The following is a 21,861-nucleotide window of genomic DNA, read 5'->3' on the forward strand; positions in this document are numbered from 1 at the left end:
GAAGTCGGGGCCCCCGCGGTGCGGTTCGCGGTGCTGATCTCCACCCCGACACCGCCGAGCGCGTAGAGATCGGTGCGGGCGAGTTCGTGCTGAACTAGCGTGGTCACCGGTCCCCACTTCTGCTCTGTGCTCGTTCTCGTCATGCCATGAGGCAGCTCACATCGGCCGCCGACATGCGAAACGGGGCCCGGACGAACACGTCCGGGCCCCGTTTCGACGGCTCGATTCAGTCGGTGGGCACGCTGGCCACGCCCGGCTGCAGGAACCGCTTGCCGTTGACCTGCTCGGAGTAGCCGGCCCGGTCCAGGTACGGGGTGATGCCGCCGAGCCAGAACGGCCAGCCGGCACCGAGGATCATGCCCAGGTCGAGGTCCTGGGCCTCCATGACCACGCCCTCGTCGAGCATGATCCGGGCCTCCTCGGCCAGCGCCCGCAGCGACCGCTCGCGGACCTGCTCCTCGGTCGAGGGCCGGTCACCTTGCTTCCACAGCTCGGCGACCTCCGGATCGAGGACCTGGTTGCCCTGGTCGTCGGTCCGCCACACACCCGTCTTGCCCGCCTCGACGAAGCGCTGCAGGTTCTCGCTGAGGCCGAAGCGCTGCGGGTAGGCGGCGTGCATAGTCTCGTTGACGTGCTGGGCGATGGCCGGGCCGACGAGCTCCAACAACACCATCGGGCTCATCGGCAGCCCGAGGGGGTTCAGGGCGCGGTCGGCGACCTCGAACGGCGTTCCCTCGTCGACGGAGGCGATGACCTCGCCGAGGAATCGGGTCAGCAGCCGGTTGACCACGAAGGCCGGAGCGTCGGAGACGAGCACGCAGGACTTCTTCAGCTGCTTTCCGACCGAGAACGCCGTGGCCAGCGAGGCGTCGTCGGTGGACGTGCCACGTACCACCTCCAGCAGCGGCAGTACCGCCACGGGGTTGAAGAAGTGGAAACCCACGACCCGCTCGGGGTGCTCCAGCGTCGAGGCCATCTCCGAGACCGACAGCGAGGAGGTGTTGGTGGCCAGGATCGCCTCCGGCGAGACGTACCGCTCCAGCTCACCGAAGACCTGCTGCTTGATCGACATCTTCTCGAAGACGGCCTCGAGGATGAAGTCCGCGTCGGCGAAGGCCTGCTTGTCCAGCGATCCGGAGACCAGGGACTTGAGCTTGTTGACCTCGTCGCCGGTGATCCGGCCCTTCCCGGCGAGCTTGTCGATCTCGCCGTGGACGTAGGCCACTCCCTTGTCGATGCGCTCCTGGTCGATGTCGGTGAGCACGACGGGGACCTGGAGGCGGCGCAGGAACAGCAACGCGAGCTGACCGGCCATGAGTCCGGCACCGACCACGCCGACCTTGTTGACCTGCCGGGCCAACGACTTGTCCGGGGCACCGGCCGGTTTCTTGGCCCGCTTCTGGGTCAGGTCGAAGGAGTACAGGCCCGCCCGCAGCTCGTCGGACATCAGCGCGTTCGTCAGGGACTCGGTCTCGGCCGCGTACCCGGCGTCGAGATCGTCGTTGCGCGCCATCTCGATCAGCTCGACGGCCCGGCTCACGGCGGGGGAGGCACCGTGGGTCTTGGCCTCGACGATGTCCCTGGCCCTGTTGACGGCGTCGTCCCACGCCTGGCCGCGGTCGATGGTCGGTCGCTGCACCCGAACCTCACCGGACAGCACGCGAGCCGCCCAGCGCAGCGACTCCTCGAGGAAGTCCGGGGAGTCCAGCTCGACGTCGAAGATGCCCATTCCGGTGGCCTTGCCCGGGTCGAGCATCTTGTTCTGGTTGAGCGAGTTCTCCAGGATGACCGTGACGGCGCCGTCCGCGCCGATCAGGTTCGGCAGCAGCTGGGTACCTCCCCATCCGGGGAACAGTCCGAGGAAGCACTCGGGGAAGGCGATCGCGCCGGCGTTGGAGGCCACGGTGCGGTAGTGGCAGGACAACGCCAGCTCCAGGCCGCCACCGAGCGCGGCACCGTTGACCAGCGCGAAGGTCGGGATGGTCGACTCGGTCAGGCGACGGAACACCTCGTGGCCCGCCCTGGCGACATGGTGGGCCTGCTCGCGCTCACGGATCTCACCGATGCCGTCCAGGTCCGCGCCGACGGCGAACACGAAGGGCTTTCCGGTGACCGTGATGGCGGTGGGTTCCGCGGCGAAGGCCTCGTCGAGAGCCGCGTCCAGGCTCGCCAGGCCCGCGGGACCGAAGGTCGAGGGGCGGGTGTGGTCGTGACCGTTGTCGACGGTGACCAGGGCGATCCGACCGTCCACACCCGGAACCTCGATCAGGCGGGTGAACGCTCGGGTGACGACCTCGTTCGGAAAGACCGCCGCGGAGTTCTGCTGCGTGCTCACTGCGTACCCCCCTTGTGGGCTCCCCCGGTGTAGTGCGGGTTCTCCCAGATCACCGTGCCGCCCATGCCGAAGCCGACGCACATGGTGGTGATGCCGTAGCGGACATCGGGATTGTCGGCGAAGTGGCGGGAGAGCTGGCTCATCAGACGGACGCCGGAGGAAGCCAGCGGGTGCCCGCAGGCGATCGCACCGCCCCACGGGTTGACCCGATCGTCGTCCTCGGCGATGCCGAAGTGGTCCAGGAAGGCCAGCACCTGGACCGCGAAGGCTTCGTTGATCTCGAACAGTCCGATGTCGTCGATGGACAACCCGGCCCGCTCCAGGGCCTTCTCGGTGGCCGGGATCGGCCCGGTTCCCATGACCTCCGGCTCCACTCCCGCGAAGGAGTAGCCGACCAGGCGCATCCCCACGGGCAGGCCGAGCTCGGCGGCGGTGTCCTCGGCGGCGAGGAGGCAGCCTGTGGCACCGTCGTTGAGTCCGGCGGCGTTACCGGGCGTGACCCGGCCGTGCGGACGGAACGGCGTCTTGAGTCCTTGCAGGCTCTCGACCGTGGTCTCCGGACGGGGCGGTTCGTCGGCGGTGGCCAGTCCCCAGCCCTGCTCGGCGGAACGGATGGCCACCGGTGCCAGGTCCGCGGCGATCCTGCCCGCCTTGGCGGCCGCGCCGAAGCGCTGCTGGCTCAGGGCGGCGTAGGCGTCGGCGCGCTGCTTGCTGATCTCGGGATAGCGGTCGTGCAGGTTCTCGGCGGTGGAGCCCATCACCATCGCCGAGGAGTCGACGATCTTGTCCGAGACGAATCGGGGGTTGGGGTCCGCCCCCTCGCCCATCGGGTGATGCCCCATGTGCTCGACGCCGCCGGCGATGGTGATGTCCTGGGCGCCGAAGGCGATCCCGCCCGCGGTCGTGGTCACCGCCGTCATCGCTCCCGCGCACATGCGGTCGATGGCGAAGCCGGGGACGGATTTGGGCAGGCCGGCCAGCAGTGATGCCGTCCGTCCGATGGTCATTCCCTGGTCGCCGGTCTGGGTGGTCGCCGCGATGGCGACCTCGTCGACGCGCTCGGCGGGCATCTCGGGATGGCGTCGCAACAGCTCCCGGATGACCTTGACGATCATGTCGTCCGCGCGTGTCTCGGCGTACATGCCTTTCGGTCCGGCCTTGCCGAACGGCGTGCGGACGCCGTCGACGAAGACCACGTTCCGCAGGGCACGTGGTGCGCTGGTGTCGGCGGGTGCCGACGCAGGTGCGGCCACGGCGTACTCCTTGTCGGTGTGGTGTCAGCCTCGGCCGCGGGCGAGGAGGCCACGCCGCTACCGGCCGGTAATGTCGACTCTAGCGCTTATTACCGGCCGGTAACCAATCGGCCCCGCAGTCGGTCCCTCGGTCGGCGTGATCCGTGGTGGTGTCAGGACACTCGCAGGGCGTCAACGATGGCCTCGGCGGTGAGAGCGAGTTGCCACTCACGGGCACCGCCGGACCGGAGCGTCTCGGTGACGGACTCCACCGTCGGATCCTCCGGAGGTTGCCAGCAGAGGCGACGTACCAGGTCGGGTAGCAGCAGGTTCTCGGCCGGCAGCCGGTTCGCTTCGGCGATCCTGGTGAGCGTGTCCCGCACCGCCGTCAGTCGGGTGGCGGCCGCGGGGTCGCGCTCGGCCCAGCGATTCGCCGGCGGTGGCCCTTCCTGGGGAGGTGAGGGGTCGGGAAGCTCGCCCTTGGGCAGTTGCGCCGCCGTACGCAGCGCGTTCATCCACACGCCCGATCGGCGACGCTGCTGCTTACCGCCGAAGACCGGCAGCGCGGTGAGTTCGGCCTCGTTCCGGGGAGTCGACCGGGCCGCCTGCACGATCGAGCTGTCCGGCAGCACCCGGCCGGGAGCGATGTCGCGCTCGCGTGCCAGCTTGTCCCGGGCCTGCCAGAGAGCCCGAACGGCCGCGAGCTGCCTGGGGCTGCGTACGCGGTGAATCCCCGAAGTGCGGCGCCAGGGTTCGGCGCGTGGTGCCGGGGGTGGCGCGGTGCGGATCGCCTCGAACTCCTCGTGTGCCCAGGAGAGCTTGCCCTGCCCGTCCAGCTCGGTTCGAAGCAGCGCGCGCAGCTCGAGCAGCAGCTCCACGTCCAGCGCGGCGTAGACCAGCCACTCCCGTGGCAGCGGACGGCGTGACCAGTCGGCCGCGCCGTGGCCCTTCTCGAGCTGGTAGGACAGCGTTCGCTCCACCAGCGCACCCAGCGAAACCCGGTCGAATCCGGCGAGTCGGGCGGCCAACTCGGTGTCGAACAGCCGGGCGGGGTGCAGGTCGAGCTCAGCCAGGCACGGCAGGTCCTGGGAGGCCGCGTGCAGGACCCATTCGGTCTCCGAGAGCGCTGTCACCAGCGGGGCGAGTTCGCCCCCGAGCGCGATCGGGTCGACCAGGACGGTCCCCGCACCTTCCCTGCGTAGTTGCACCAGGTAGGCACGTTGTGAGTACCGGTAGCCCGAAGCGCGCTCGGTGTCGATGGCGACCGGACCTCGCCCCGCCGCCAGCGTGTCGGCAACGGCGTGCAGCGTTTCCGGATCCTCGGTCACCGGTGGGGTGCCACCGGCGGGCTCGGTCAGCGGTACGGGGTCACAACGGGCGGTCCCGGCGGACTCAGAATGAGCAGCTTCCACGAGTATCAGACGATACGTGGTGCGCCGTGCTCATGGCCTGGGCCGGCCATGTCCGTCGGGTACCGACCGAACGTGACGACGATTACTCGTTCATCGGATCACCCCGGCTCGCATGGCCAAGGCCACCATCTGTGCCCGGTCGCCTGTACCCAGCTTGCGGCCGATCCGCGACAGGTGGCTCTTCACCGTGAGCGCGGACAGGTTCAGTGCCTCGCCGATCTCCTTGTTGGATCGACCGTCGGCCACCAGCTGGAGCACTTCGACTTCGCGCCCGGACAGTTCCCGTGGCGTGTTGTCGGTCCCCGGTACTCGCGTGCCCGCGGCCAGCACGGGGGCCACGCTGGGATCTGCGTAGACACCGCCGTCGAGAACGCGGCGCACCCCGTCGGTGACCACCATCGGAGAGGCCGACTTCAGCAGATACGCCTGTGCGCCTGCCTGGAAGGCGGCCCGGACCGCGTAGGGGTCATCGGACGAAGCGAGCACCACGATCCGCGGCCAGCCTTGGGTGCGGAGTTCGGTAACCAGATCTATACCGGTTCCGTCGGGGAGCCCGAGATCGAGAATGGCGAGGTCGCACGGGCCGGTCGCCAGAGCACGAGCTCTGGCTTCGGCCATGGATGCGGCCTCGTGCACCGTGCCGGCTCCCATCTGCAGCAGACGGGAGGAGATGGCCTCCCGAAGCAGCGGATGGTCGTCCACCACGAGCACCGTGAACAGCTCTTCCCGCGGGTGCGGGACCATGTTGGCCGGCAACGCGCCGGCAGGCGTGGTACGAGCGGCCTGAGCTAAGCCGACGGCAGCCACGTCACTACCTCCCTGGAGTCGGTCGTGCCCCCCGACCGGCACCGGGACTTTCGTCCAATCAGCCGCGCCACTGATCGACCGAAAGTGGTGTCGTCAGGAAGTAGCCTAACCGTCCGAGCGGGCTGATGGGACGATCAATCGGGTATGTATCCAATCGAGTTGCCGGAAAACCATGATCAATTAACCCCTTTGGGGGTTATTGCTGAATCCTGTTAACGCCGAAGCGTGTTCATGCGACAAACAGGGTTTGAGCTTGGTGAAAAGGTTGTGCATTCAACCAAAGGGGAGCGGTGTCGACCGTCCGCGGCTCGTCGTCTTCAGCCCCGCTGGGGCCCCTCGCCCGAGCGGGGAGCGAGGATCGACACCCCCACCGGAGGCAGTCCGGCGGCGCTGGCCATCAGGTCGTGGAAGGCCATCGAGTGTGGCTCGAGGTGTGCGTCGAGAGGGGTCCACGAGCCACGCATCTCGAGATCGTGGCTACGCTCCGGGCCGGCGATGTCGCCGAAGCGCGCCGAGGAGGTCAGCGTGACCGTCCCGCCGAGGGCCGTGTACGGGGCGCCCGACTTCTGGAGCGCTTCGGTCAGCCACGACCATCCGACGGCGGGCAGCATCGGGTCGGCGGCCAACTCGGGATCGAGTTCGACCTGCAGGTAGACGACCAGTCGCCACACCCCGTCCCAGTTCTCCTGACCGTTCGGATCGTGCAGCAGGATCAGTCGCGCCGTAGCCAGCTCTCCCGCGGGACCGTTGGCCTCTGCGGCCAGCGCGTGCGTCCACGGGGCCAACCGCCTGGGCGCGTCGACCTCGCCGACTTCGATCTCCGGTCGCGGGTCTGGCGACGTCAAAGCGGCCACTGCCTGCTGGAACACCTCGGGCACCACCGACATCTCCGTCACGGGGAGCAACTGTAGGCGTCTTGGTGCGGAGGGTGTCGGAGCCACGCCGTGTGATCATGGCACGAAGCGGTGAAGCCCTGACCGCACCGTCTGTCGTGGCGTGCGAGGATAGCCCGGCCGGAGCCTGCGACCTCGGTGACTGTTCCTCCACTGCGACCGACCGGAAGCCCGTGAAGATGACCAATACCCCCTCCGTCCCGGCGCGCCGGGACCTCGACGAAACTCCCCTGCTCGTCGCCGCGCGGGGAGGTGTTCCCGAACACACGCCGGTCTGGTTCATGCGTCAGGCGGGACGCTCGCTGCCCGAGTACCGCAAGGCCCGCGAGGGCACCTCGATGCTGCAGGCCTGCTTGACGCCGGAACTCGTGTGCGAGATCACCGCGCAGCCCGTGCGCCGTCACGGCGTCGACGCGGCGATCCTGTTCAGCGACATCGTGCTGCCGTTGTACGCGGCCGGAGTGGGACTGGACATCGTCCCCGGTACAGGTCCGGTCGTGGCCGAGCCGGTGCGTGAGCCCGCCGACGTGGCGGCCCTGCCGCGACTGACCCCGGAACAGGTGGAGCCGGTCGGTCGAGCCGTGACGATGCTGTTGAGCGAGCTCGGCCGCACTCCGCTGATCGGTTTCGCCGGGGCACCGTTCACGCTGGCCTCCTACTTGATCGAAGGCGGGCCGAGTCGTAACCACGAGCGCACCAAGGCCCTGATGCACTCCGACCCGGACACCTGGCACGCGCTGCTGGAGAAGCTGGCCGAGACGACACTGACGTTCCTGCGCGCGCAACTGGCCGCCGGCGTGGATGCCGTGCAGTTGTTCGACTCGTGGGCGGGTGCGTTGTCCCTGCGGGACTACCGCGAGTTCGTGCTCCCGCACAGCCGGCGGATCTTCGAGGGCGTTGCCGCCAGCGCCGAAGGAGTTCCGCGTATTCACTTCGGTGTCGGTACCGGTGAGCTGCTCGGCGCGATGACTTCGGCGGAAGCCGACGTGGTCGGGGTCGACTGGCGGGTCCCGCTCGATGCCGCGGCACACCGGGTGCGCGGATCGGGAACGCGGGAACCCGTGCTGCAGGGCAACCTCGACCCGGCGGTCCTGTTCGCCGGGAACGACGCCGTCGAGCGGGAAGTGCGTCGCATTCTCGACGAAGGCAGGCAGACCGGCGGACACATCTTCAACCTCGGTCACGGTGTACTTCCCGAGACCGATCCGGACGTGCTCACCCGGGTCGTCGAGCTCGTCCACACGGCGAGCCGGCGCCGGTGATGGCCGGGGCCAGGGTTGCCGTCGTCGGGGGCGGTGTGGCGGGATTGACCGCCGCGCACCGACTGCGGCGGGAACTGGGGCCGGAGGCCGACATCGTCGTGCTCGACCAGGCCGACCGACTAGGCGGCAAGCTCCGGACGGTGGAGCTGGCCGGGTGTGGCTACGACCTCGGGGCCGAGGCCTTCCTCGCCCGTCGTCCGGAAGTGCCACGGCTGGCCGCGGAACTCGGCCTGACCGACGAGCTCGTGAATCCGAGTTCGGCATCGGCCGCGCTCCGAGCCGGTGGTGCTCGGACCCGGTTGCCCGCCGAAGCGGTCATGGGGATTCCGGCCTCGGCCGAGTCGGCCCGCCACGTGCTGTCGGAAGCCGGTGTGCGAGCGATGCACGCCGAGTCCGCTCTGGAACCGTTGCGCATGGAGGGCGCCGACGTCTCGGTGGGACGGTTGCTCCGCGAGCGGGTGGGCGACGAAGTCGTCGAGCGCCTCGTCGAGCCGCTGCTCGGCGGAGTCTACGCGGGTACTGCCGATGCGCTGGGGTTGCGAGCCACGGTTCCCTCGTTGGCCGCGGCGCTGGACGCCGGCGCCGAGTCGATCACCGCGGCCGTGCGGGCCGCGCTTCCGACACCGGCTCCCGACCAGCAGAGCAAGCCGCCCGTTTTCGGGGCTTTCCGCTCCGGATACCGGACACTGATCGACCGACTCTCCGAGCGGAGCTCGGCGCGGGTGCGGCTGGGTCTGCCGGTGCGATCCCTGGAACGCTCGGACGGGGGCTGGCGGCTGCGGGTCGGCTCCGCGACGGGTGCCGAACTTCTCGACGTGGATGCCGTGGTGCTGGCGGTGCCCGCCCCCTCGGCCCGGCGCCTGCTGTCCGACGTGGTGCCCGCGGCGGCGGAGGGGATGGGGACGGTCGAGCTCGCCTCCACGGTGGTGGTGGGCATGGCCCTGCCTCCGGGAACGGAGCTGCCCGACGCGTCGGGCGTGCTGGTGGCCCGGGGAGAGACCCACTCCGACGGAACACCGTTCACGGCGAAGGCGTTCACGCTCTCCGACCGCAAGTGGCCGCACCTGCGCGGCAGCGGTGGAGAGGTGCTGCTCCGCGCTTCCGTCGGGCGCGGTGATGCCGCCGAGCTGCGCGTGGACGACGACGAGCTGCTTCGTCGGGTGCGTGCCGACCTCGCGGAGCTCACCGGTGTTCGAGCGGAGCCGGTGGACACCGCCGTGGCTCGCTGGGGAGGTGGACTGCCGCAGTACGGTGTCGGTCATCTCGACACCGTCGCCGGGATCGAGGAGGCCGTGGCGGGGGTGCCCGGTCTCGCCCTGGCCGGTGCGACCCTGCACGGTGTGGGAGTGCCCGCCTGCGTGGCCACTGGGGAGGCGGCAGCGACGGAAATCACCGACCACCTGTTGGCGCGGGGGCCGGTTCGTGGTGGGAAACTGGGAGCATGGCGCGCCTGAACTACTCCGAGCTCAACGACACCATCCGCTACACCATGTGGTCGGTCTTCCGGATCGAGCCGGGCATGCTGCCCGAGGAGCGGGACAAGGCCGCACAGCAGACGCAGGAGTACCTGGACGGTCTCGCGGACTCCGACGTGGTGGTGCGCGGTGTCTACGACGTCTCCGGCCTGCGTGCCGACGCCGACTTCATGATCTGGTGGCACTGCTCCGAGATCGAGACCCTCCAGGACGCCTACACGGGCTTCCGGCGGACGACTCCGCTGGGACAGGCTTCCGAGCCGGTGTGGAGCAACGTGGCCGTGCACCGGCCCGCGGAATTCAACAAGAGCCACGTTCCGGCCTTCCTCGCGGGCGAGGAGCCGAAGGACTACGTGTGCGTCTACCCGTTCGTGCGCTCCTACGAGTGGTACCTGCTGCCGGACGAGGAACGGCGCGCGATGCTCGCCGGTCACGGCAAGGAGGCCCGGGACTACCCGGACGTTCGGGCGAACACGGTTCCCGCCTTCGCACTCGGCGACTACGAGTGGATCCTGGCCTTCGAGGCGGACGAGCTGCACCGGATCGTCGATCTGATGCGGCACCTGCGGGGAACCGAGGCTCGCAGGCACACGCGTTGGGAGACGCCGTTCTACACCGGTCACCGCCTAGATGTCGCCGCCCTCGTCGCGAAGCTGCCCTGAGCCGAGCGGATCCCCGAAGGTGCGCTTTTCGGGCGCTAATGCGCTGCCGGTGCGCTACAGGCGTGGTCTCGCGACGATTCAGATCCGGGAAATACCGGAGGAGGACTACGAGCAGCTCCGCGGGGATGCTCGTGCCCAGGGCAAGTCGCTGCAGGCGTACATGCGTGATGCGGCTATGGAGAGCGGCTTTTGTCGCCAAAGCCGACGTCATGGCCACGGTGCGCGAGGTAGCCAGAAGCACCGGGTCCGGAGTGTCCGTCGACTCCGTGCTGGAGGCCGAGGACGCGGGTCGTCGATGACCGAAGTCGCGGTTATCGACAGCTCGGCTGTTGTCTTCGCCTGCACGGATCCTTCGGAGGGGCGGAGCCCTTCTCCGTGCGCTTGTCACGGACTGAGTGCCGAGCTCCGCACCTGATCGATGCGGAAGTGGGCAATGTGATGCGTGAGCAGCTGCGCGCGGGCCTTGTCACCGAGGAAGCGGCGGCTTCGGCCCTGCGCACGACCAGGTACATGGTGGATCAACGTTACTCACATGGTGGTCCGCTGTCGGATGCGGCGTGGCGACTGCGTGGGGCGATCACGTCCTACGATGCCCTGTACGGGGCGCTGGCCGAGACGCTGAGCGTTCCGCTGCTGATGACGGACAAGCGCCTGGCCGGGGCGCCGGGACTTCCCCGTGAGGTCGAAGTCGTGGCCTGAACCCCGCGCTCACTCGGCGGGGACGAGCCTCAGTGCCACCGAGTTGATGCAGTAACGCTGGTCGGTGGGGGTGTCGTAGCCCTCGCCGGAGAAGACGTGGCCGAGGTGACTGTGGCAGTTCGCGCACAGCACCTCAGTGCGGACCATCCCCATGCCGCGGTCCTCGCGCACGATCACCGCGTCGGAGTCGCGGGGGTCGTAGAACGACGGCCAGCCGCAGTGGGAGGCGAACTTGGTCTCACTGCGGAACAGTTCCGTTCCGCAGGCCCGGCACTCGTAGGAGCCGACGGTGTTCTCGTTGACGTAGGCACCGCTGAACGGGGGCTCGGTGGCGCCCTGGCGCAGCACCGCGTACTCCTCGGTGCCGAGCTGTTCCTTCCACTGCTGTTCGGACTTCGCGACCCGCGTGGATCCTGCTGCCGGTTCCATGCCTCCACACTAATACTTCGGTGCGGTGCCGCGTCGAAGCCGTCAGCCGAAGAAGACCGTCAGCATGAAGCCGAGAGCGTTCCATATCGTGAGCGCGACCCCGATGAGGATCAGCGTGACCACGCTGACCGCGAGCAACCGCCGCCCGCCACCGGTTCGGTTGGCGCTCTGCGCGAACTCCCCGACTCCCTGGAGCATCCCCTCGACGGTGGCCCTGGACTGGGACCGTTCCATCCGGTCCAGGTGAGCGGCGAACGCCTGGACCTCGGGGTCGTGCGGGTCGAGGCCGATCATGTCGTCGGCGAACCGGCCGGTCGGTCCTTCCGGCTCCTCGTCGTCCCGGCCGTGCTGTGCCATATGCTCACGATAAACCCGTTCGACCGGGTCATGCTCTCTCGACGGTGCGGTTCACCAAAGGAGGAGCGGTTCGACCACACGCTGAGTGACGCAACCCACCAATCATGTGGTCTGTCCGACATCTCGTCGGGGTGCATATCCCCTGACTGGCGGTATCACGTCGGACACCGCACGCAGCATTATCGGTGTCGCCGGTTTTCACTCGTTCCGGGAGGCTGCGATGGTTCGCACTGAGGACAAGCCCGCCGAGACCGCCCAGCTGGGCGGTTGCAACTGCTGTGGTAGCTGCACTGGACCTTCGTGCGGATGTTGCTCCAGTTGCTGAACTGATGGGCGGTGTCCGGGGGAGCCCCGGGCACCGCCCGTTTTCTGGTCGTGTTCAGGCCGGGCAGACCGTGTCCGCCGCCGGGACGGCGCCGTGGACGAGGAATCGGCTGACGTTACCGGTCACGCATCGCGATCGTCCGATCGCTCCGTGGCCGCTGCCTTGCCAGGTGATGGTGACCCCCGCTGCCAGCTGGGAGGCCATGCTCCGGGTGCCCTCGGCAGGGGTGAAGGGGTCGTGGGCCGTGGCGATGACCGGAACCGGGGGAAGGCTCGGGTCGCTTGGCGCCGGTACTGGTTGCCGCGGTAGCGGCCACAGCGAGCAGCGGATCAGTTGCTGGGCGAACACTCCGCCGAACAGCGGGTACCGGTCGTTCCAGGTCGCGGCGATTTCGGTGCTCCGCTGCGGTGGCAGCCTGAGCGCGGTGTCGTTGCACCGGGTGATCATCCTCGAGTCGAGGCCGGCCGGACCGTGTGTGTCGCCGCTGACGAGTGGCGCGATCATCTCGGCGATACCGCCGCCGTCGCCGTGCAGGGCTTTGTCCAGGGCGTGCACCAGCCGTGGCCACCTACTCGGGTCGGCGAGCCCGTGCAGGGTCGCTCGGACGATTTCACCCGCCGTTACCGGTGAACCCGGCCCGGGCAGGGGAGCACCGCGGCTGCGTTCGACGAGCTCGTCGAGGGATCGGCGCGGATCGGGGCCCAGCGGGCAGGGAGCGTTTTCCGCGCACGCCGCCGCGAAGGCGTCGAAGGTGCTTTCCGCGTTCTCCGCCCGCTGTCGCGTTCTCCGCAGCGCGTCCAGCGACGGATCGGGGGCGCCGTCGAGGACCATGCGTCCCACCGAGTCCGGGTAGCGCTCGGAGTACGTGGTCAACACGCGGGAACCTCCACCCCGGCCGATGGCGTGCAGCTTGGGCACGCCCAGCTCGATGCGCAGTTCCTCGAGATCGGAGGCGGCGCGCCAGGTGTCGTAGGCCTGGGCGCGCCCGCTGAGCTCCAGCAGGCACTCCTGGCTGGCGGAGCGGACAGAGTTCAGCAGGCGGTCGATTTGTTCGCGGCGGTCGGCGCGGGGATCGAATCCGACGATGGCCGCGCGGTCGGCGGGCGGTGCGCACTCGACGGGTTCGGACCTCCCGAGTCCCCGACGGTCCACACCGATGATCTTGAACGTGCTCAGCACCTCGGGAGGAAGGCGCAGGGCCCATCGAGCCGCCAGCGTGGTACCGGTTTCGCCCCGGAGACCGTCGACCACCACGAGCGGAACCGAACCGGTACCGACCGACAGCAGCGATATCCGGGCGGTTCCACCGCCGCTCGGATTGGGCGGGCTCAGGCTGGTGAGCAGCCGCGAGCAGGAGAAGGTCAGCTCCGGCGGGACGGGGGCCGCCAATTCGGCGCTGGTTCGTTCGGTGCAGTCCCTCCAGCTCAGCGCGTCATCGGCGGTGGGACCGAGCGGGGGGGTCGGAGCGGGCTTCGGTGCGGGTGGCTCGGAGGGTACTTGCTGCTCGGCACCCCGGTACGCCACGGCGGGGCGGTCGGAAGGCCCCGCGGAGCAGGCCGCGACGGTCAGCAGCACCAGGGGCAGCAGCAAGGCACCGACTCGGTGTGTGATGCGCGGCACGGATACTCCTCGTCGCGGTGGATGACTGGGTGGAGGTGCTTTCGGCAGTCGTGTGCGCCGACCGGGGAATCAGCATCGCATGATCGGCGTGAGTCCGTGGTGAGGGTGCGGGAATGGCCGGTTCGGCGAATCGCGGTTGCGAGTAGCGTGCTCGGCGGCCGTGGTCGGACGGATACGAGCGTCGATCGATCGGCGCCGTCGTACGGAGAGGAGCACCGAAGACAGTGGCTCAGGTAGATCGGGCATCGTCGGACGAGCGGGGATGGAACCGCTTCGCGGTCAGCGCGTTCGGTTCGGTGCCCCCACCGATGCTGGTGGTGCTGGGAATCATCAGCCTCCAGGTCGGTGCCGCCTTCGCCAAGCAGATCTTCGCCCTGGCGGGAGCCAGCGGGATGGTCACCCTGCGACTGGCCTTCGCGACCCTGGTGCTGCTGCTCGTCTGGCGGCCGTCCCTGCGCATGAATCGCCGGACGGCACTGGTGGTGCTCGGTTACGGTGTCGTGCTCGGCGGCATGAACATGAGTCTTTACCAGGCACTGGAGCGGATTCCGCTCGGTGTCGCCGTCACCATCGAGTTCCTGGGCCCGCTGTCCGTGGCGGTGCTCGGCTCGCGCCGCAAGACGGACGTGGTGTGGGCCGTGCTGGCGGGGCTGGGAGTCCTGCTGCTGTCCCAGGGCGGGGGGCAACTGGACCCGGTCGGGATCGCGTTCGCCCTGCTGGCCGCCTGCTGCTGGGCCTGCTACATCCTGATGGGCGCCAAACTCGGCGACCACACCAGTGGCGGTTCAGGTCTGGCGCTGGGAATGCTCGTCGCCACGGCCGTGGTCGTTCCCTTCGGCGTCACCGAGGCCGGTGCGGTGCTGTTGCGCCCCGAAGTGCTGGCCGTCGGACTGGTGGTCGCGCTGATGTCCTCGGTGATCCCGTACTCGTTGGAGTTGGAGGCGCTGCGACGCATTCCGCAACGGGTGTTCGGCGTCCTGATGAGCCTCGAACCGGCTGTGGCCGCCCTGGCGGGCCTGCTCGTGCTGCGGGAAGCCCTGGGAGCGGTGCAGTGGCTGGCGATCTGCTGCGTGGTGGTGGCCTCGGTCGGTGCTACTCGTAGCAGCAGGACCGAGGTCGACAGCTCCGATCGGGCCTGAGTCACTCCCGACGCTCGGGGCGGATCGCCCGCAGCAGCGTGAGCAGTGCTTGGTTCAGCGGGGTGGCGATCCCGGCGCGCTGCCCGGCTCGGACGAGAGCACCGGTGATGTGCTCGTGCTCGGTGGGCAGTCCGGCGAGGCGGTCGTAGAGCATCGACGTGCCGTTTTCCGGCGAGTAGTCGCCGGCCAGGCCCGCCAGTGTTCGCTCGGCGTCGGCTTTCGTCACCTGCGCGCCCTCGGCCCGTCCCACGGCGACGGCCTCGCTCAGCACTCCTCCGGAGAGCTCGCGGACCTCGGTGGTGCGGAACACGTCGAGGCGTCGGAGCGTCAGCGCGGTGACGGGATTGGCGGCCAGGTTGGTGAGCAGCTTGCGCCAGGTTTCGGTGTGAAAGTCCTCGACGCGTTCGAGGTCGATGTCGTCGAACAGGTCACCGAAGCGGTGTCCGAGGTCGGTGGCTTCGGTGACGAGCCTGATCCCGCTACGGCGCACGATGTTTCCCGCGCTCACGCGTTCGGCCGCCACGTACATCAGGCTTTTCAACAGCGGGAAGCGGAGCCCCAGCGAAGCGACGGACTCCCGGTGCTCGATGCCGTTCTGCGCCACGACGAGGGGCGTGTGCCCGTCGTCCAACCGGTGCAGCCAGGGTGCGGCACTCGCGGCGTCCTGGACCTTGGTGGTCAGCACCACCCAGTCCGCCCGGTCCACCTCGGCGGGGTCGGAGGCCACCGTCACCGGTACCGTGCGGTTTCCCCGCGGTGTTTCCACCCGCAGATGTTCGAACGGAGTGCGCACGCACAGCGTGACGTGATGTCCGGCAGCCTGCAGGGCTTCGGCCAGAACACCACCGACCGCTCCCGAACCGATGACGGCGATGTGCTGTGCTCCCATGCCGGGGAGACTAACCGTTCTCGATCGTGCTCAACGCACCCGTTGCCGAGGTGCTCGTTCCAGCTCGAAGCGGATCGCGGCGGGTACCGTCTCGGTCTCCAGGCTCCGGCGGAGCCGGGACAGCACCTTGCGATCGAGCTCGTCCCAGACCTGACGCACGTCGGTGCCCTCCCGCAGGGACAGCACGAGGCGCAGATGCCGGTGTCGGCCGCTTCCGGCCATACGTGCGCGGACACGGCTGACCCCGCTGAGCGAGCGGGCGTCGCCGCGAACCGCCTCGGTCAGTGCCGTGGCCGTGATCGTCGCCCCGGACGGGCCCTCGCCGAGCCGGACGTTCGGTCGGGGCTCCGGGCGCAGGATCCGCACCAGCCACCAGAGCCCGAGCACGAGCAGCACGACACCCAGCACGATCGCGCAGACGATCGTGATCGTGGAACGATCCTGGATCCACCGCACCGCCAGCGGGTCGAGCACCGGACGCCGTGCTCGGTACACGCCGAGCCATCCCGTTGCCACGACCAGCGCGAACGCCCCCGCCAGCAGTGCGAGGACTCCCAGCGCGCTCACCAGTGCACGTTCGAAACCCAGCGAGCGGCCGATCGGTGTCGAGCTCGGCCGGCCCTCGGTCGTCCTCGTGGCGGTCATCGTCGCTCCTTGGCCGGTCGCACCGAGACGGAGACTTTCGGCACGGCTGGCAGTGGCAGCTCCCGCACGGTCTCGGTCGCCAGTTCGGACAACCGGGTGTCGAGATCGCCGGTGTCGACGATCTCGGCCCTGGCCCTGACCCGTACCCGGTTGCGCCGTGCCGTCACGGACGCCTTCGCGACGTCCTCCTGCAGGCGGACCTGGTGTCCGATCAACCTCGCCAGCGATTTCGGATCGGTGGTGACCGTGACCTGGGGAGCGGGATCGTGCAACCGGATCTCTCCACGCCTCGCCCGGGCCACCAGCACCAGCAGGACCAGACCGGCCACCACCATGACCGCACCCGAGATCCGGACCGGTGTCCCGTTCCAGGCGATGCCGGCGAGGTCGGCCCGGATCGACGGCCAGGCCACCAGCAGGAAGTCGTCGTTCGGAAACGCCAGGAACCAGGCGGCCTCGGCTATGAACAGCGCTCCCACCGCGGCGAGCACCAGGCACAGCAGGGCAGCGATCAAGCGGATCAGGGCGCGCATGTTCACTCCACTCGGGGCGCTCGGGACTCGGGGACCAACGCCGAGACGGTGACCTCGATCGCGCGGACACGGCACCCGGCGATCCGTTCGAGTTCCTCGTGCACCTGTTCGCGGACGGCGCTCACCGTGCGGCCCACCGGAGACGGATAGTGCACCGCCAGGTCGAGTCGTATGCGCAGGTGCCGCTCGGAGCCGGCGAGCCGGGCACTGGCGCCGTGCTCACCGAGTCCGACCCCGGCGATGCGCCTGCGTGCGCGGACGTCGCCGGTGGCGTGGTTCGCGGCGTGCTCGGCGATCTTGCGGAGGACGGCGCGGTCGATGTCCAGGTGGCCCCGCTCGGCGGGGTCGGTCGACTCAGCCGACGTGGCCGACTCGGATGGCGCGGTGGTGTCGTGGGCCGTCTCGGTCATCGATCCTTGCCTCGCCCGAAGAGGTCACCGAGTTCCATCTCCCCGTCGAGGATTCGACCGATCACCAGACCGATCGCTCCCACGGCGAGCGTGATCAGGAAGGCGGTGAACCCGCCGACCGCCACCGCGACACCGAGGACGAGCCCAGCTATCAGACCGGTCTGCGTTGCGTTCATCGAGCTGTCCTTCCTGCGAACACCGGCACGGGTGCGGGATTCACGACACCCGTGGTGCACGTCTGTGCCGGAGATACCATGCGCGGAGCCGTTGTGCGAGACCGAACGGGCCTCGTGATCGTGTCACCACCACGATCGGTGCGTCGAAGCGATCGTGGCGTTTCGCGGGTTCTCGGCCGCGGCGTGCCCGTTCCCGTGCTCTTTGCAGTTCGGCCATCCCGGTGGCGAAGACCTCGGGGTCCCCGCCGGTGTCGGGATGGTGGGCACGAGCGAACGCCCGCACCGCCGCCGACGGAGTGGCGGCCCGGCCCGCGGTCCTGTCTTCGTCGGTCATGAGCAACTCCCGGTTTCGGTGCCGGGTTCGTTCCGCTGTTCGTCGACGACATCGCCGACGGTGACGTCCACCGGTACGGCGGCGATCGTCGTGACCCGTTCGCGCAACTCGGTGACGACGTCGGGCAGTGGATGCCGAAGGCGCAGTACCACCGCCACCTCGATCGGTTCGTCCGCTTCGCCGACGCGCACTCCCGTCACGGTGCGTCCGGGCAGGTGAGTGCTGATCGTGCCGAACTCGCCGCCGTGCAGCCGGACCACGCAGGGATGTTCCAGGACGACCTCGGCCACCCGGTCGGCCAAGTCCGCCGCCGAGTTCTCGTGATGTTGCTCCGGGGTCGTCATCGCGCGCCGCCGTTCGGAATCGGTACCGTCACGGGAGAAAGTGGGTCACTCCACGCGGGAGGAACCGGTGCCACCGTTGTCCGCCTCCTCGTCCGAGGGCAGATGAATGTCGTTGACGGCGATGTTGACCTCGGTCACCTCCAGTCCGCACATCCGCTCCACCCCCTGGATCACGTTCCGGCGAACCGCACGGGCCAGCTCGACGATGGAGGCGCCGTACTCCACGACGATGTCGAGGTCGACGGCCGCCTGCTTCTCACCGACCTCCACCTGCACTCCCGAGACGTTCGAGGTGCCGCTGCCGCCACCGGGGATACGCTCCCGGATCGCGCCGAACGCGCGGGAGACACCACCACCCATCGCGTACACCCCGGAGATCTCGCGCGTGGCGATTCCGGCGATCTTCTGCACCACCGAGGCGGAAATGGTGGTCTTGCCCTGCGAGGTGTCGTCGGCCAGGCGTGCGGGCGAGGCGCCGGTACGGGCTTCGGGGATCGCGGTGGTCTCGGTCGTGCCCTCCTGTTCCCTTGAGCGGGTCGACCCCGAATCTGTCTGCGAACTCTGAGTCATCGAGGGGTCCTCTCGTCATGGGGTGTCTCGCCGAACGAGGAGCCCGAGTTTTCGGTCACCCCGCCATTCTCCCGTAACGAAGCAGCAGCAGCGAGTCGTCGGCGTGCAGCGCGGAGAGCAGCCGCATCCGACGCGGTCGCTGCGTGCTCGTCCCCGTGGCTATCCGGTTGGCGTCACCACCGGTCAACAGTGGCGAGACGGACAGGCACAGCTCGTCGACGAGGTCGTGGTCGACGAGGTCGCCGAACAGCATCGGACCGCCTTCGCAACCGATTCGGCGCAGTCCCCTGGCCTCCAGCGCGGCCAGCACCTCGTGCAGATCCACCTCGTGCTCGCCGGCGAGCACGAGGTCGGCGCCCGCTTCGGTCAGCGCCCGGCGTCGCTCGACGGGTGCGTCGGCGCAGGTGAGCACGATCGGCGGCACCACGGTGTCGGTCAGCAGAGCGGACTCGGGGGCCAGCGAGCAGTGCCGGCTGACCACGGCGACGGGGGGTACTTCGGAGAGCCCGTGTCGACGGCGTCGGTCGGTGCGGGCCGGTTTGCGCTTGATCCCCCCGTAGCCCTCGGCGATGGCCGTACCGGCCCCGACCAGGACGACGTCGGAGAGATCCCGGATGAGGCCGAGCACGCGCCGGTCGGTGGGGCTGGAGAGTCCGCGTGAAGTGCCGTCCACCGTGCCGGCGCCGTCGAGGCTGGACACGAAGTTCACGCGCACCCAGGGGCGCTCGAGCGGACTCGGGTAGGCGTAGTACGCCTCCAGCTCCTCGTCCGCGCGGTTCCCCTCGTCCGTCGGCCAGAGCTTGTCTACCCGGGGGCTGTTCACAAGGCCATCCCAACACGCCGGTTACAGTGCTGACATGCCCACCCCGCGCCTGACCGATCGCCGCCCCGAAGTCAGTGCGGACGAGTTGGTGGATGCGCTGGCGCCACCGCCGAGGTTCGACGACGTGCGCTTCGAGAACTACGTTCCCAATCCCGACGAGCCCAGTCAGCAGGCCGCTCTCACGGCGTGCCGTGAGTTCGCGGAAAGGGTGAGATCGGCCACGGATCAGCGGGGATCGTGGTTCCGCAGCCTGTTCGGGGGCCGGAAGGCGGCCCGCTCCGACGGCAAGCCGGGCATGTACCTCGACGGTGGTTTCGGGGTCGGCAAGACGCACCTGTTGGCCTCCATCTGGCACGCCGTGCCCGGGCCGAAGTCCTACGGCACGTTCGTCGAGCTGACGAACCTGGTCGGCGTGCTCGGCTTCGCCGAGACCGTCCGCCGTCTGTCACAGCATCGGCTGTTGGCCATCGACGAGTTCGAACTCGACGACCCGGGCGACACGATGCTGGTCACGCAGCTGGTGTCCAAGCTCACCGACGCGGGCGTGTTCGTGGCGGCCACGTCGAACACGCTGCCCGGCAAGCTCGGGGAGGGACGTTTCGCGGCCGAGGACTTCCTGCGGGAGATCCACGCCATGGCGTCGCGGTTCGGCGTGGTGCGCGTGGACGGCCCGGACTACCGACACCGCGGGATGCCCGAGGCTCCGGAGCCGATGAGCGACGAGGAGCTGACCGAGGTGGCCGTCGCGACCGAGGGAGCGACGCTGGACGACTTCGACGAGCTGTGCGAGCACTTGGCGAGCTTGCACGCCTCGAAGTACGGGCGCCTCGTCGAGGGGGTCGATGCGGTGCACCTTCGCGGTGTGCACGCGGCACCGGACGAGAACGTCGCACTGCGTCTGGTGGCGCTGGCCGACCGGCTCTACGACCGGGCCGTGCCCGTCAAGACTTCCGGTGAACCGCTGTCGGCCCTGTTCACCGAGGAGATGTTGCGCGGTGGGTACCGCAAGAAGTACCTGCGGGCGATCAGCCGCCTGACGGCGCTGTCCCGCGATCTGGCCAAGTCCTGACGTGGTGGGCCGGGCGGTGTTCGTCCGGAACGCCCGGCCCACAGGCCTCGCCCGCGCCGCGAGCGAGGCGGTACTCAGCGCCCCAGCACCTCCGTGACGGCGTCGAGGCCGGTGTCGAGATCCTCCCGGCTGATGACCAGCGGTGGAGCGATCCGCAGCGTGTTGTCCTGCGTGTGCTTGCACAGCACGCCCCGCTCGGCCAGTGCCTCGCTGGCCGCTCGACCGCTCGGACCGTCCTCGGCGATGTCCACCCCGGCCCACAGGCCGCGCCCGCGAACCGCCGTCACACCGTGTCCGACGAGCGCGCCGAGACGATCGTGCATGTGAGCGCCGAGCTCGCGTGACCGGTGCGGGAAGTGGTCGTCACCGAGCAGCCGCACCACCGCGCGCCCCACCGCGCAGGCCAGCGGGTTACCGCCGAAGGTCGAGCCGTGCTCTCCCGGCCGCAGCACACCCAGCACGTCACGACTGCCGATCACGGCCGAGACCGGCAGGATGCCGCCGCCCAGCGCCTTGCCCAACGTGTAGAGGTCGGCACGGATGCCGTCGTGCGCGCTGGCCAGCAGCTCACCGGTGCGTCCGAGGCCGGACTGGATCTCGTCGGCGATCAGCAGCACCTCGTTCTCGTCGCAGGTCCGGCGCAGCTCGCGCAGGTACCCCGGTTCGGGGACGACCACGCCCGCCTCGCCCTGGACGGGTTCCACCAGGATCGCCGCGGTGCGCTCGGTGATCGCCGCCTCCACCGCCGAGGCGTCGCCGTAGTCGGTCACGGTGAAGCCCGGTGTGAAGGGACCGAACTCGGCACGTGCCTCCGAGTCGGTGGAGAAGGACACGATGGTGGTGGTGCGCCCGTGGAAGTTCGATCCGGCCACGATGATCTCGGCGCCGTCCTCGGGAACGCCCTTGACCTGGTAGGCCCACTTGCGGGCGACCTTGATGGCCGACTCGACGGCCTCGGCTCCCGAGTTCATCGGCAACACCATCTCGGTGCCCGTCAGCTCGGCGAGCTCCCGGCAGAACAGGCCCAGCTGGTCGTGGTGGAAGGCTCGGCTGGTCAGCGTGACCCGGTTGAGTTGCTCGACCGCCGCGGCCGTGAGATCGGGGTGGCGGTGACCGAAGTTCAGCGCCGAGTACCCGGCGAGAAAGTCGAGGTACTCCCGACCGTCGACATCGGTCACCCGTGATCCGAACGCCTCCGCGATCACCACCGGTAGCGGGTGGTAGTTGTGCGCGCTGTAATGCTCGTCGAGAGCGCGGAACTCACTGGCGTCGGTGGGCAGGACGTCGGCACTGGTGGGGACGGCAGTCATGCCCACAGACTATGTCGGCGAGACCATTGCTTTCAGCCGTGACATGTTGCTTTTTCCGATTGTTCGTTGCGTCGTTCAGGTGACAGGCACGGGAATCTTGTGCTCGTGTCG

At 69.2% G+C, this 21,861-nt stretch carries 23 protein-coding genes; 6 read left to right on the forward strand and 17 right to left on the reverse strand.

Going from position 1 to position 21,861, the window contains the following annotated elements; translation table 11 throughout:
- Positions 1–226 precede the first annotated feature (226 nt).
- The 5 genes from FHX42_RS14845 to FHX42_RS14865 form a co-directional block, all read right to left on the reverse strand.
- Positions 227–2,335 carry a 3-hydroxyacyl-CoA dehydrogenase NAD-binding domain-containing protein gene (locus tag FHX42_RS14845; RefSeq protein WP_182544991.1) on the reverse strand — a complete coding sequence of 703 codons (2,109 nt, stop codon included), beginning with the start codon at positions 2,333–2,335 and terminating at the stop codon, positions 227–229.
- Positions 2,332–3,540: a thiolase family protein gene (locus tag FHX42_RS14850; protein WP_220480430.1), complete on the reverse strand. Its 1,209-nt coding sequence runs from the start codon at positions 3,538–3,540 to the stop codon at positions 2,332–2,334. The genes FHX42_RS14845 and FHX42_RS14850 overlap by 4 nt, the downstream gene beginning before the upstream one ends.
- Before the next feature lie 200 nt (positions 3,541–3,740).
- On the reverse strand, positions 3,741–4,985 hold the full coding sequence (locus FHX42_RS14855; protein WP_182545295.1) for an HRDC domain-containing protein: 1,245 nt from the start codon (positions 4,983–4,985) through the stop codon (positions 3,741–3,743).
- 84 nt (positions 4,986–5,069) lie between these two features.
- On the reverse strand, positions 5,070–5,786 hold the full coding sequence (locus tag FHX42_RS14860; protein WP_328796158.1) for a response regulator transcription factor: 717 nt from the start codon (positions 5,784–5,786) through the stop codon (positions 5,070–5,072).
- A gap of 317 nt (positions 5,787–6,103) precedes the next feature.
- Positions 6,104–6,682: a DUF3000 domain-containing protein gene (locus tag FHX42_RS14865; protein ID WP_328796160.1), complete on the reverse strand. Its 579-nt coding sequence runs from the start codon at positions 6,680–6,682 to the stop codon at positions 6,104–6,106.
- A 176-nt stretch (positions 6,683–6,858) separates the two neighbouring features.
- Between FHX42_RS14865 and hemE the strand changes: the two genes are divergently transcribed.
- The 4 genes from hemE to FHX42_RS14885 all read left to right on the forward strand — a co-directional run bounded on the left by hemE (position 6,859) and on the right by FHX42_RS14885 (position 10,777).
- Entirely contained in the window at positions 6,859–7,941 is a 1,083-nt protein-coding gene (gene hemE, locus FHX42_RS14870) for a uroporphyrinogen decarboxylase (RefSeq protein WP_182544992.1), read from the forward strand.
- Positions 7,941–9,395, forward strand: coding sequence for a protoporphyrinogen oxidase (gene hemG, locus FHX42_RS14875; protein WP_182544993.1), 1,455 nt, complete (start codon positions 7,941–7,943; stop codon positions 9,393–9,395). Before hemE ends, hemG begins: the two co-directional genes overlap by 1 nt.
- On the forward strand, positions 9,383–10,078 hold the full coding sequence (gene hemQ, locus FHX42_RS14880) for a hydrogen peroxide-dependent heme synthase (protein ID WP_182544994.1): 696 nt from the start codon (positions 9,383–9,385) through the stop codon (positions 10,076–10,078). The genes hemG and hemQ overlap by 13 nt, the downstream gene beginning before the upstream one ends.
- A gap of 438 nt (positions 10,079–10,516) precedes the next feature.
- Complete coding sequence (locus tag FHX42_RS14885; protein WP_182544995.1) at positions 10,517–10,777, forward strand: hypothetical protein; 261 nt, start codon at positions 10,517–10,519, stop codon at positions 10,775–10,777.
- Positions 10,778–10,786: 9 nt separating this feature from the next.
- On the opposite strand, the gene msrB is transcribed toward FHX42_RS14885, so the two are convergent.
- From msrB to FHX42_RS14900, 3 genes are all read right to left on the reverse strand, one after another.
- Entirely contained in the window at positions 10,787–11,206 is a 420-nt protein-coding gene (gene msrB / locus FHX42_RS14890) for a peptide-methionine (R)-S-oxide reductase MsrB (RefSeq protein WP_182544996.1), read from the reverse strand.
- Positions 11,207–11,248: 42 nt separating this feature from the next.
- A complete protein-coding gene (locus FHX42_RS14895; RefSeq protein ID WP_182544997.1) occupies positions 11,249–11,563 on the reverse strand; it encodes a hypothetical protein in 315 nt (104 codons plus the stop codon).
- A gap of 379 nt (positions 11,564–11,942) precedes the next feature.
- Positions 11,943–13,508 carry an alpha/beta hydrolase gene (locus tag FHX42_RS14900; RefSeq protein WP_182544998.1) on the reverse strand — a complete coding sequence of 522 codons (1,566 nt, stop codon included), beginning with the start codon at positions 13,506–13,508 and terminating at the stop codon, positions 11,943–11,945.
- 224 nt (positions 13,509–13,732) lie between these two features.
- Between FHX42_RS14900 and FHX42_RS14905 the strand changes: the two genes are divergently transcribed.
- Positions 13,733–14,647: an EamA family transporter gene (locus tag FHX42_RS14905; protein ID WP_328796162.1), complete on the forward strand. Its 915-nt coding sequence runs from the start codon at positions 13,733–13,735 to the stop codon at positions 14,645–14,647.
- 1 nt (position 14,648) lies between these two features.
- Here FHX42_RS14905 and FHX42_RS14910 read toward each other — a convergent pair whose 3' ends face one another.
- The 8 genes from FHX42_RS14910 to FHX42_RS14945 all read right to left on the reverse strand — a co-directional run bounded on the left by FHX42_RS14910 (position 14,649) and on the right by FHX42_RS14945 (position 19,371).
- Positions 14,649–15,536: a 2-dehydropantoate 2-reductase gene (locus tag FHX42_RS14910; RefSeq protein WP_182544999.1), complete on the reverse strand. Its 888-nt coding sequence runs from the start codon at positions 15,534–15,536 to the stop codon at positions 14,649–14,651.
- A gap of 30 nt (positions 15,537–15,566) precedes the next feature.
- The gene (locus FHX42_RS14915) at positions 15,567–16,181 is read right to left on the reverse strand and encodes an alkaline shock response membrane anchor protein AmaP (RefSeq protein ID WP_182545000.1); all 615 of its coding nucleotides are present in this window, start codon (positions 16,179–16,181) and stop codon (positions 15,567–15,569) included.
- On the reverse strand, positions 16,178–16,714 hold the full coding sequence (locus FHX42_RS14920; protein ID WP_182545001.1) for a DUF6286 domain-containing protein: 537 nt from the start codon (positions 16,712–16,714) through the stop codon (positions 16,178–16,180). Before FHX42_RS14920 ends, FHX42_RS14915 begins: the two co-directional genes overlap by 4 nt.
- Positions 16,715–16,716: 2 nt before the next feature.
- Positions 16,717–17,124, reverse strand: a complete 408-nt coding sequence (locus tag FHX42_RS14925) for an Asp23/Gls24 family envelope stress response protein (RefSeq protein WP_182545002.1) — start codon at positions 17,122–17,124, stop codon at positions 16,717–16,719.
- Positions 17,121–17,300 (reverse strand): DUF2273 domain-containing protein, encoded by a 180-nt coding sequence (locus FHX42_RS14930; protein WP_182545003.1) that lies wholly within the window; start codon positions 17,298–17,300, stop codon positions 17,121–17,123. Before FHX42_RS14930 ends, FHX42_RS14925 begins: the two co-directional genes overlap by 4 nt.
- Positions 17,301–17,630: 330 nt before the next feature.
- Positions 17,631–17,978 carry a hypothetical protein gene (locus FHX42_RS14935; RefSeq protein WP_182545004.1) on the reverse strand — a complete coding sequence of 116 codons (348 nt, stop codon included), beginning with the start codon at positions 17,976–17,978 and terminating at the stop codon, positions 17,631–17,633.
- A 45-nt stretch (positions 17,979–18,023) separates the two neighbouring features.
- Complete coding sequence (locus FHX42_RS14940) at positions 18,024–18,548, reverse strand: Asp23/Gls24 family envelope stress response protein (RefSeq protein ID WP_182545005.1); 525 nt, start codon at positions 18,546–18,548, stop codon at positions 18,024–18,026.
- A 55-nt stretch (positions 18,549–18,603) separates the two neighbouring features.
- Positions 18,604–19,371: a pyrimidine reductase family protein gene (locus FHX42_RS14945; RefSeq protein ID WP_182545006.1), complete on the reverse strand. Its 768-nt coding sequence runs from the start codon at positions 19,369–19,371 to the stop codon at positions 18,604–18,606.
- A 34-nt stretch (positions 19,372–19,405) separates the two neighbouring features.
- Here FHX42_RS14945 and zapE point away from each other — a divergent pair, with 34 nt between their 5' ends.
- Complete coding sequence (zapE, locus tag FHX42_RS14950; protein WP_182545007.1) at positions 19,406–20,440, forward strand: cell division protein ZapE; 1,035 nt, start codon at positions 19,406–19,408, stop codon at positions 20,438–20,440.
- Positions 20,441–20,514: 74 nt separating this feature from the next.
- On the opposite strand, the gene rocD is transcribed toward zapE, so the two are convergent.
- Complete coding sequence (rocD, locus tag FHX42_RS14955) at positions 20,515–21,750, reverse strand: ornithine--oxo-acid transaminase (RefSeq protein ID WP_182545008.1); 1,236 nt, start codon at positions 21,748–21,750, stop codon at positions 20,515–20,517.
- Positions 21,751–21,861: the final 111 nt, after the last annotated feature.

This window comes from Halosaccharopolyspora lacisalsi (genome assembly GCF_014137975.1).
In the GTDB taxonomy this organism is placed as follows: domain Bacteria; phylum Actinomycetota; class Actinomycetes; order Mycobacteriales; family Pseudonocardiaceae; genus Halosaccharopolyspora; species Halosaccharopolyspora lacisalsi.

What these genes read in the sequence shown, in the direction of transcription:
- hemE (WP_182544992.1), top strand. Translation starts at nt 6,859, where the DNA reads ATGACCAATACCCCCTCCGTCCCGGCGCGCCGGGACCTCGACGAAACT.
- hemG (WP_182544993.1), top strand. Translation starts at nt 7,941, where the DNA reads ATGGCCGGGGCCAGGGTTGCCGTCGTCGGGGGCGGTGTGGCGGGATTG.
- hemQ (WP_182544994.1), top strand. Translation starts at nt 9,383, where the DNA reads ATGGCGCGCCTGAACTACTCCGAGCTCAACGACACCATCCGCTACACC.
- FHX42_RS14885 (WP_182544995.1), top strand. Translation starts at nt 10,517, where the DNA reads ATGCGTGAGCAGCTGCGCGCGGGCCTTGTCACCGAGGAAGCGGCGGCT.
- msrB (WP_182544996.1), bottom strand. Translation starts at nt 11,206, where the DNA reads ATGGAACCGGCAGCAGGATCCACGCGGGTCGCGAAGTCCGAACAGCAG.
- FHX42_RS14895 (WP_182544997.1), bottom strand. Translation starts at nt 11,563, where the DNA reads ATGGCACAGCACGGCCGGGACGACGAGGAGCCGGAAGGACCGACCGGC.
- FHX42_RS14910 (WP_182544999.1), bottom strand. Translation starts at nt 15,536, where the DNA reads ATGGGAGCACAGCACATCGCCGTCATCGGTTCGGGAGCGGTCGGTGGT.
- FHX42_RS14915 (WP_182545000.1), bottom strand. Translation starts at nt 16,181, where the DNA reads ATGACCGCCACGAGGACGACCGAGGGCCGGCCGAGCTCGACACCGATC.
- FHX42_RS14920 (WP_182545001.1), bottom strand. Translation starts at nt 16,714, where the DNA reads ATGCGCGCCCTGATCCGCTTGATCGCTGCCCTGCTGTGCCTGGTGCTC.
- FHX42_RS14925 (WP_182545002.1), bottom strand. Translation starts at nt 17,124, where the DNA reads ATGACCGAGACGGCCCACGACACCACCGCGCCATCCGAGTCGGCCACG.
- FHX42_RS14930 (WP_182545003.1), bottom strand. Translation starts at nt 17,300, where the DNA reads ATGAACGCAACGCAGACCGGTCTGATAGCTGGGCTCGTCCTCGGTGTC.
- FHX42_RS14935 (WP_182545004.1), bottom strand. Translation starts at nt 17,978, where the DNA reads ATGACGACCCCGGAGCAACATCACGAGAACTCGGCGGCGGACTTGGCC.
- FHX42_RS14940 (WP_182545005.1), bottom strand. Translation starts at nt 18,548, where the DNA reads ATGACTCAGAGTTCGCAGACAGATTCGGGGTCGACCCGCTCAAGGGAA.
- zapE (WP_182545007.1), top strand. Translation starts at nt 19,406, where the DNA reads ATGCCCACCCCGCGCCTGACCGATCGCCGCCCCGAAGTCAGTGCGGAC.
- rocD (WP_182545008.1), bottom strand. Translation starts at nt 21,750, where the DNA reads ATGACTGCCGTCCCCACCAGTGCCGACGTCCTGCCCACCGACGCCAGT.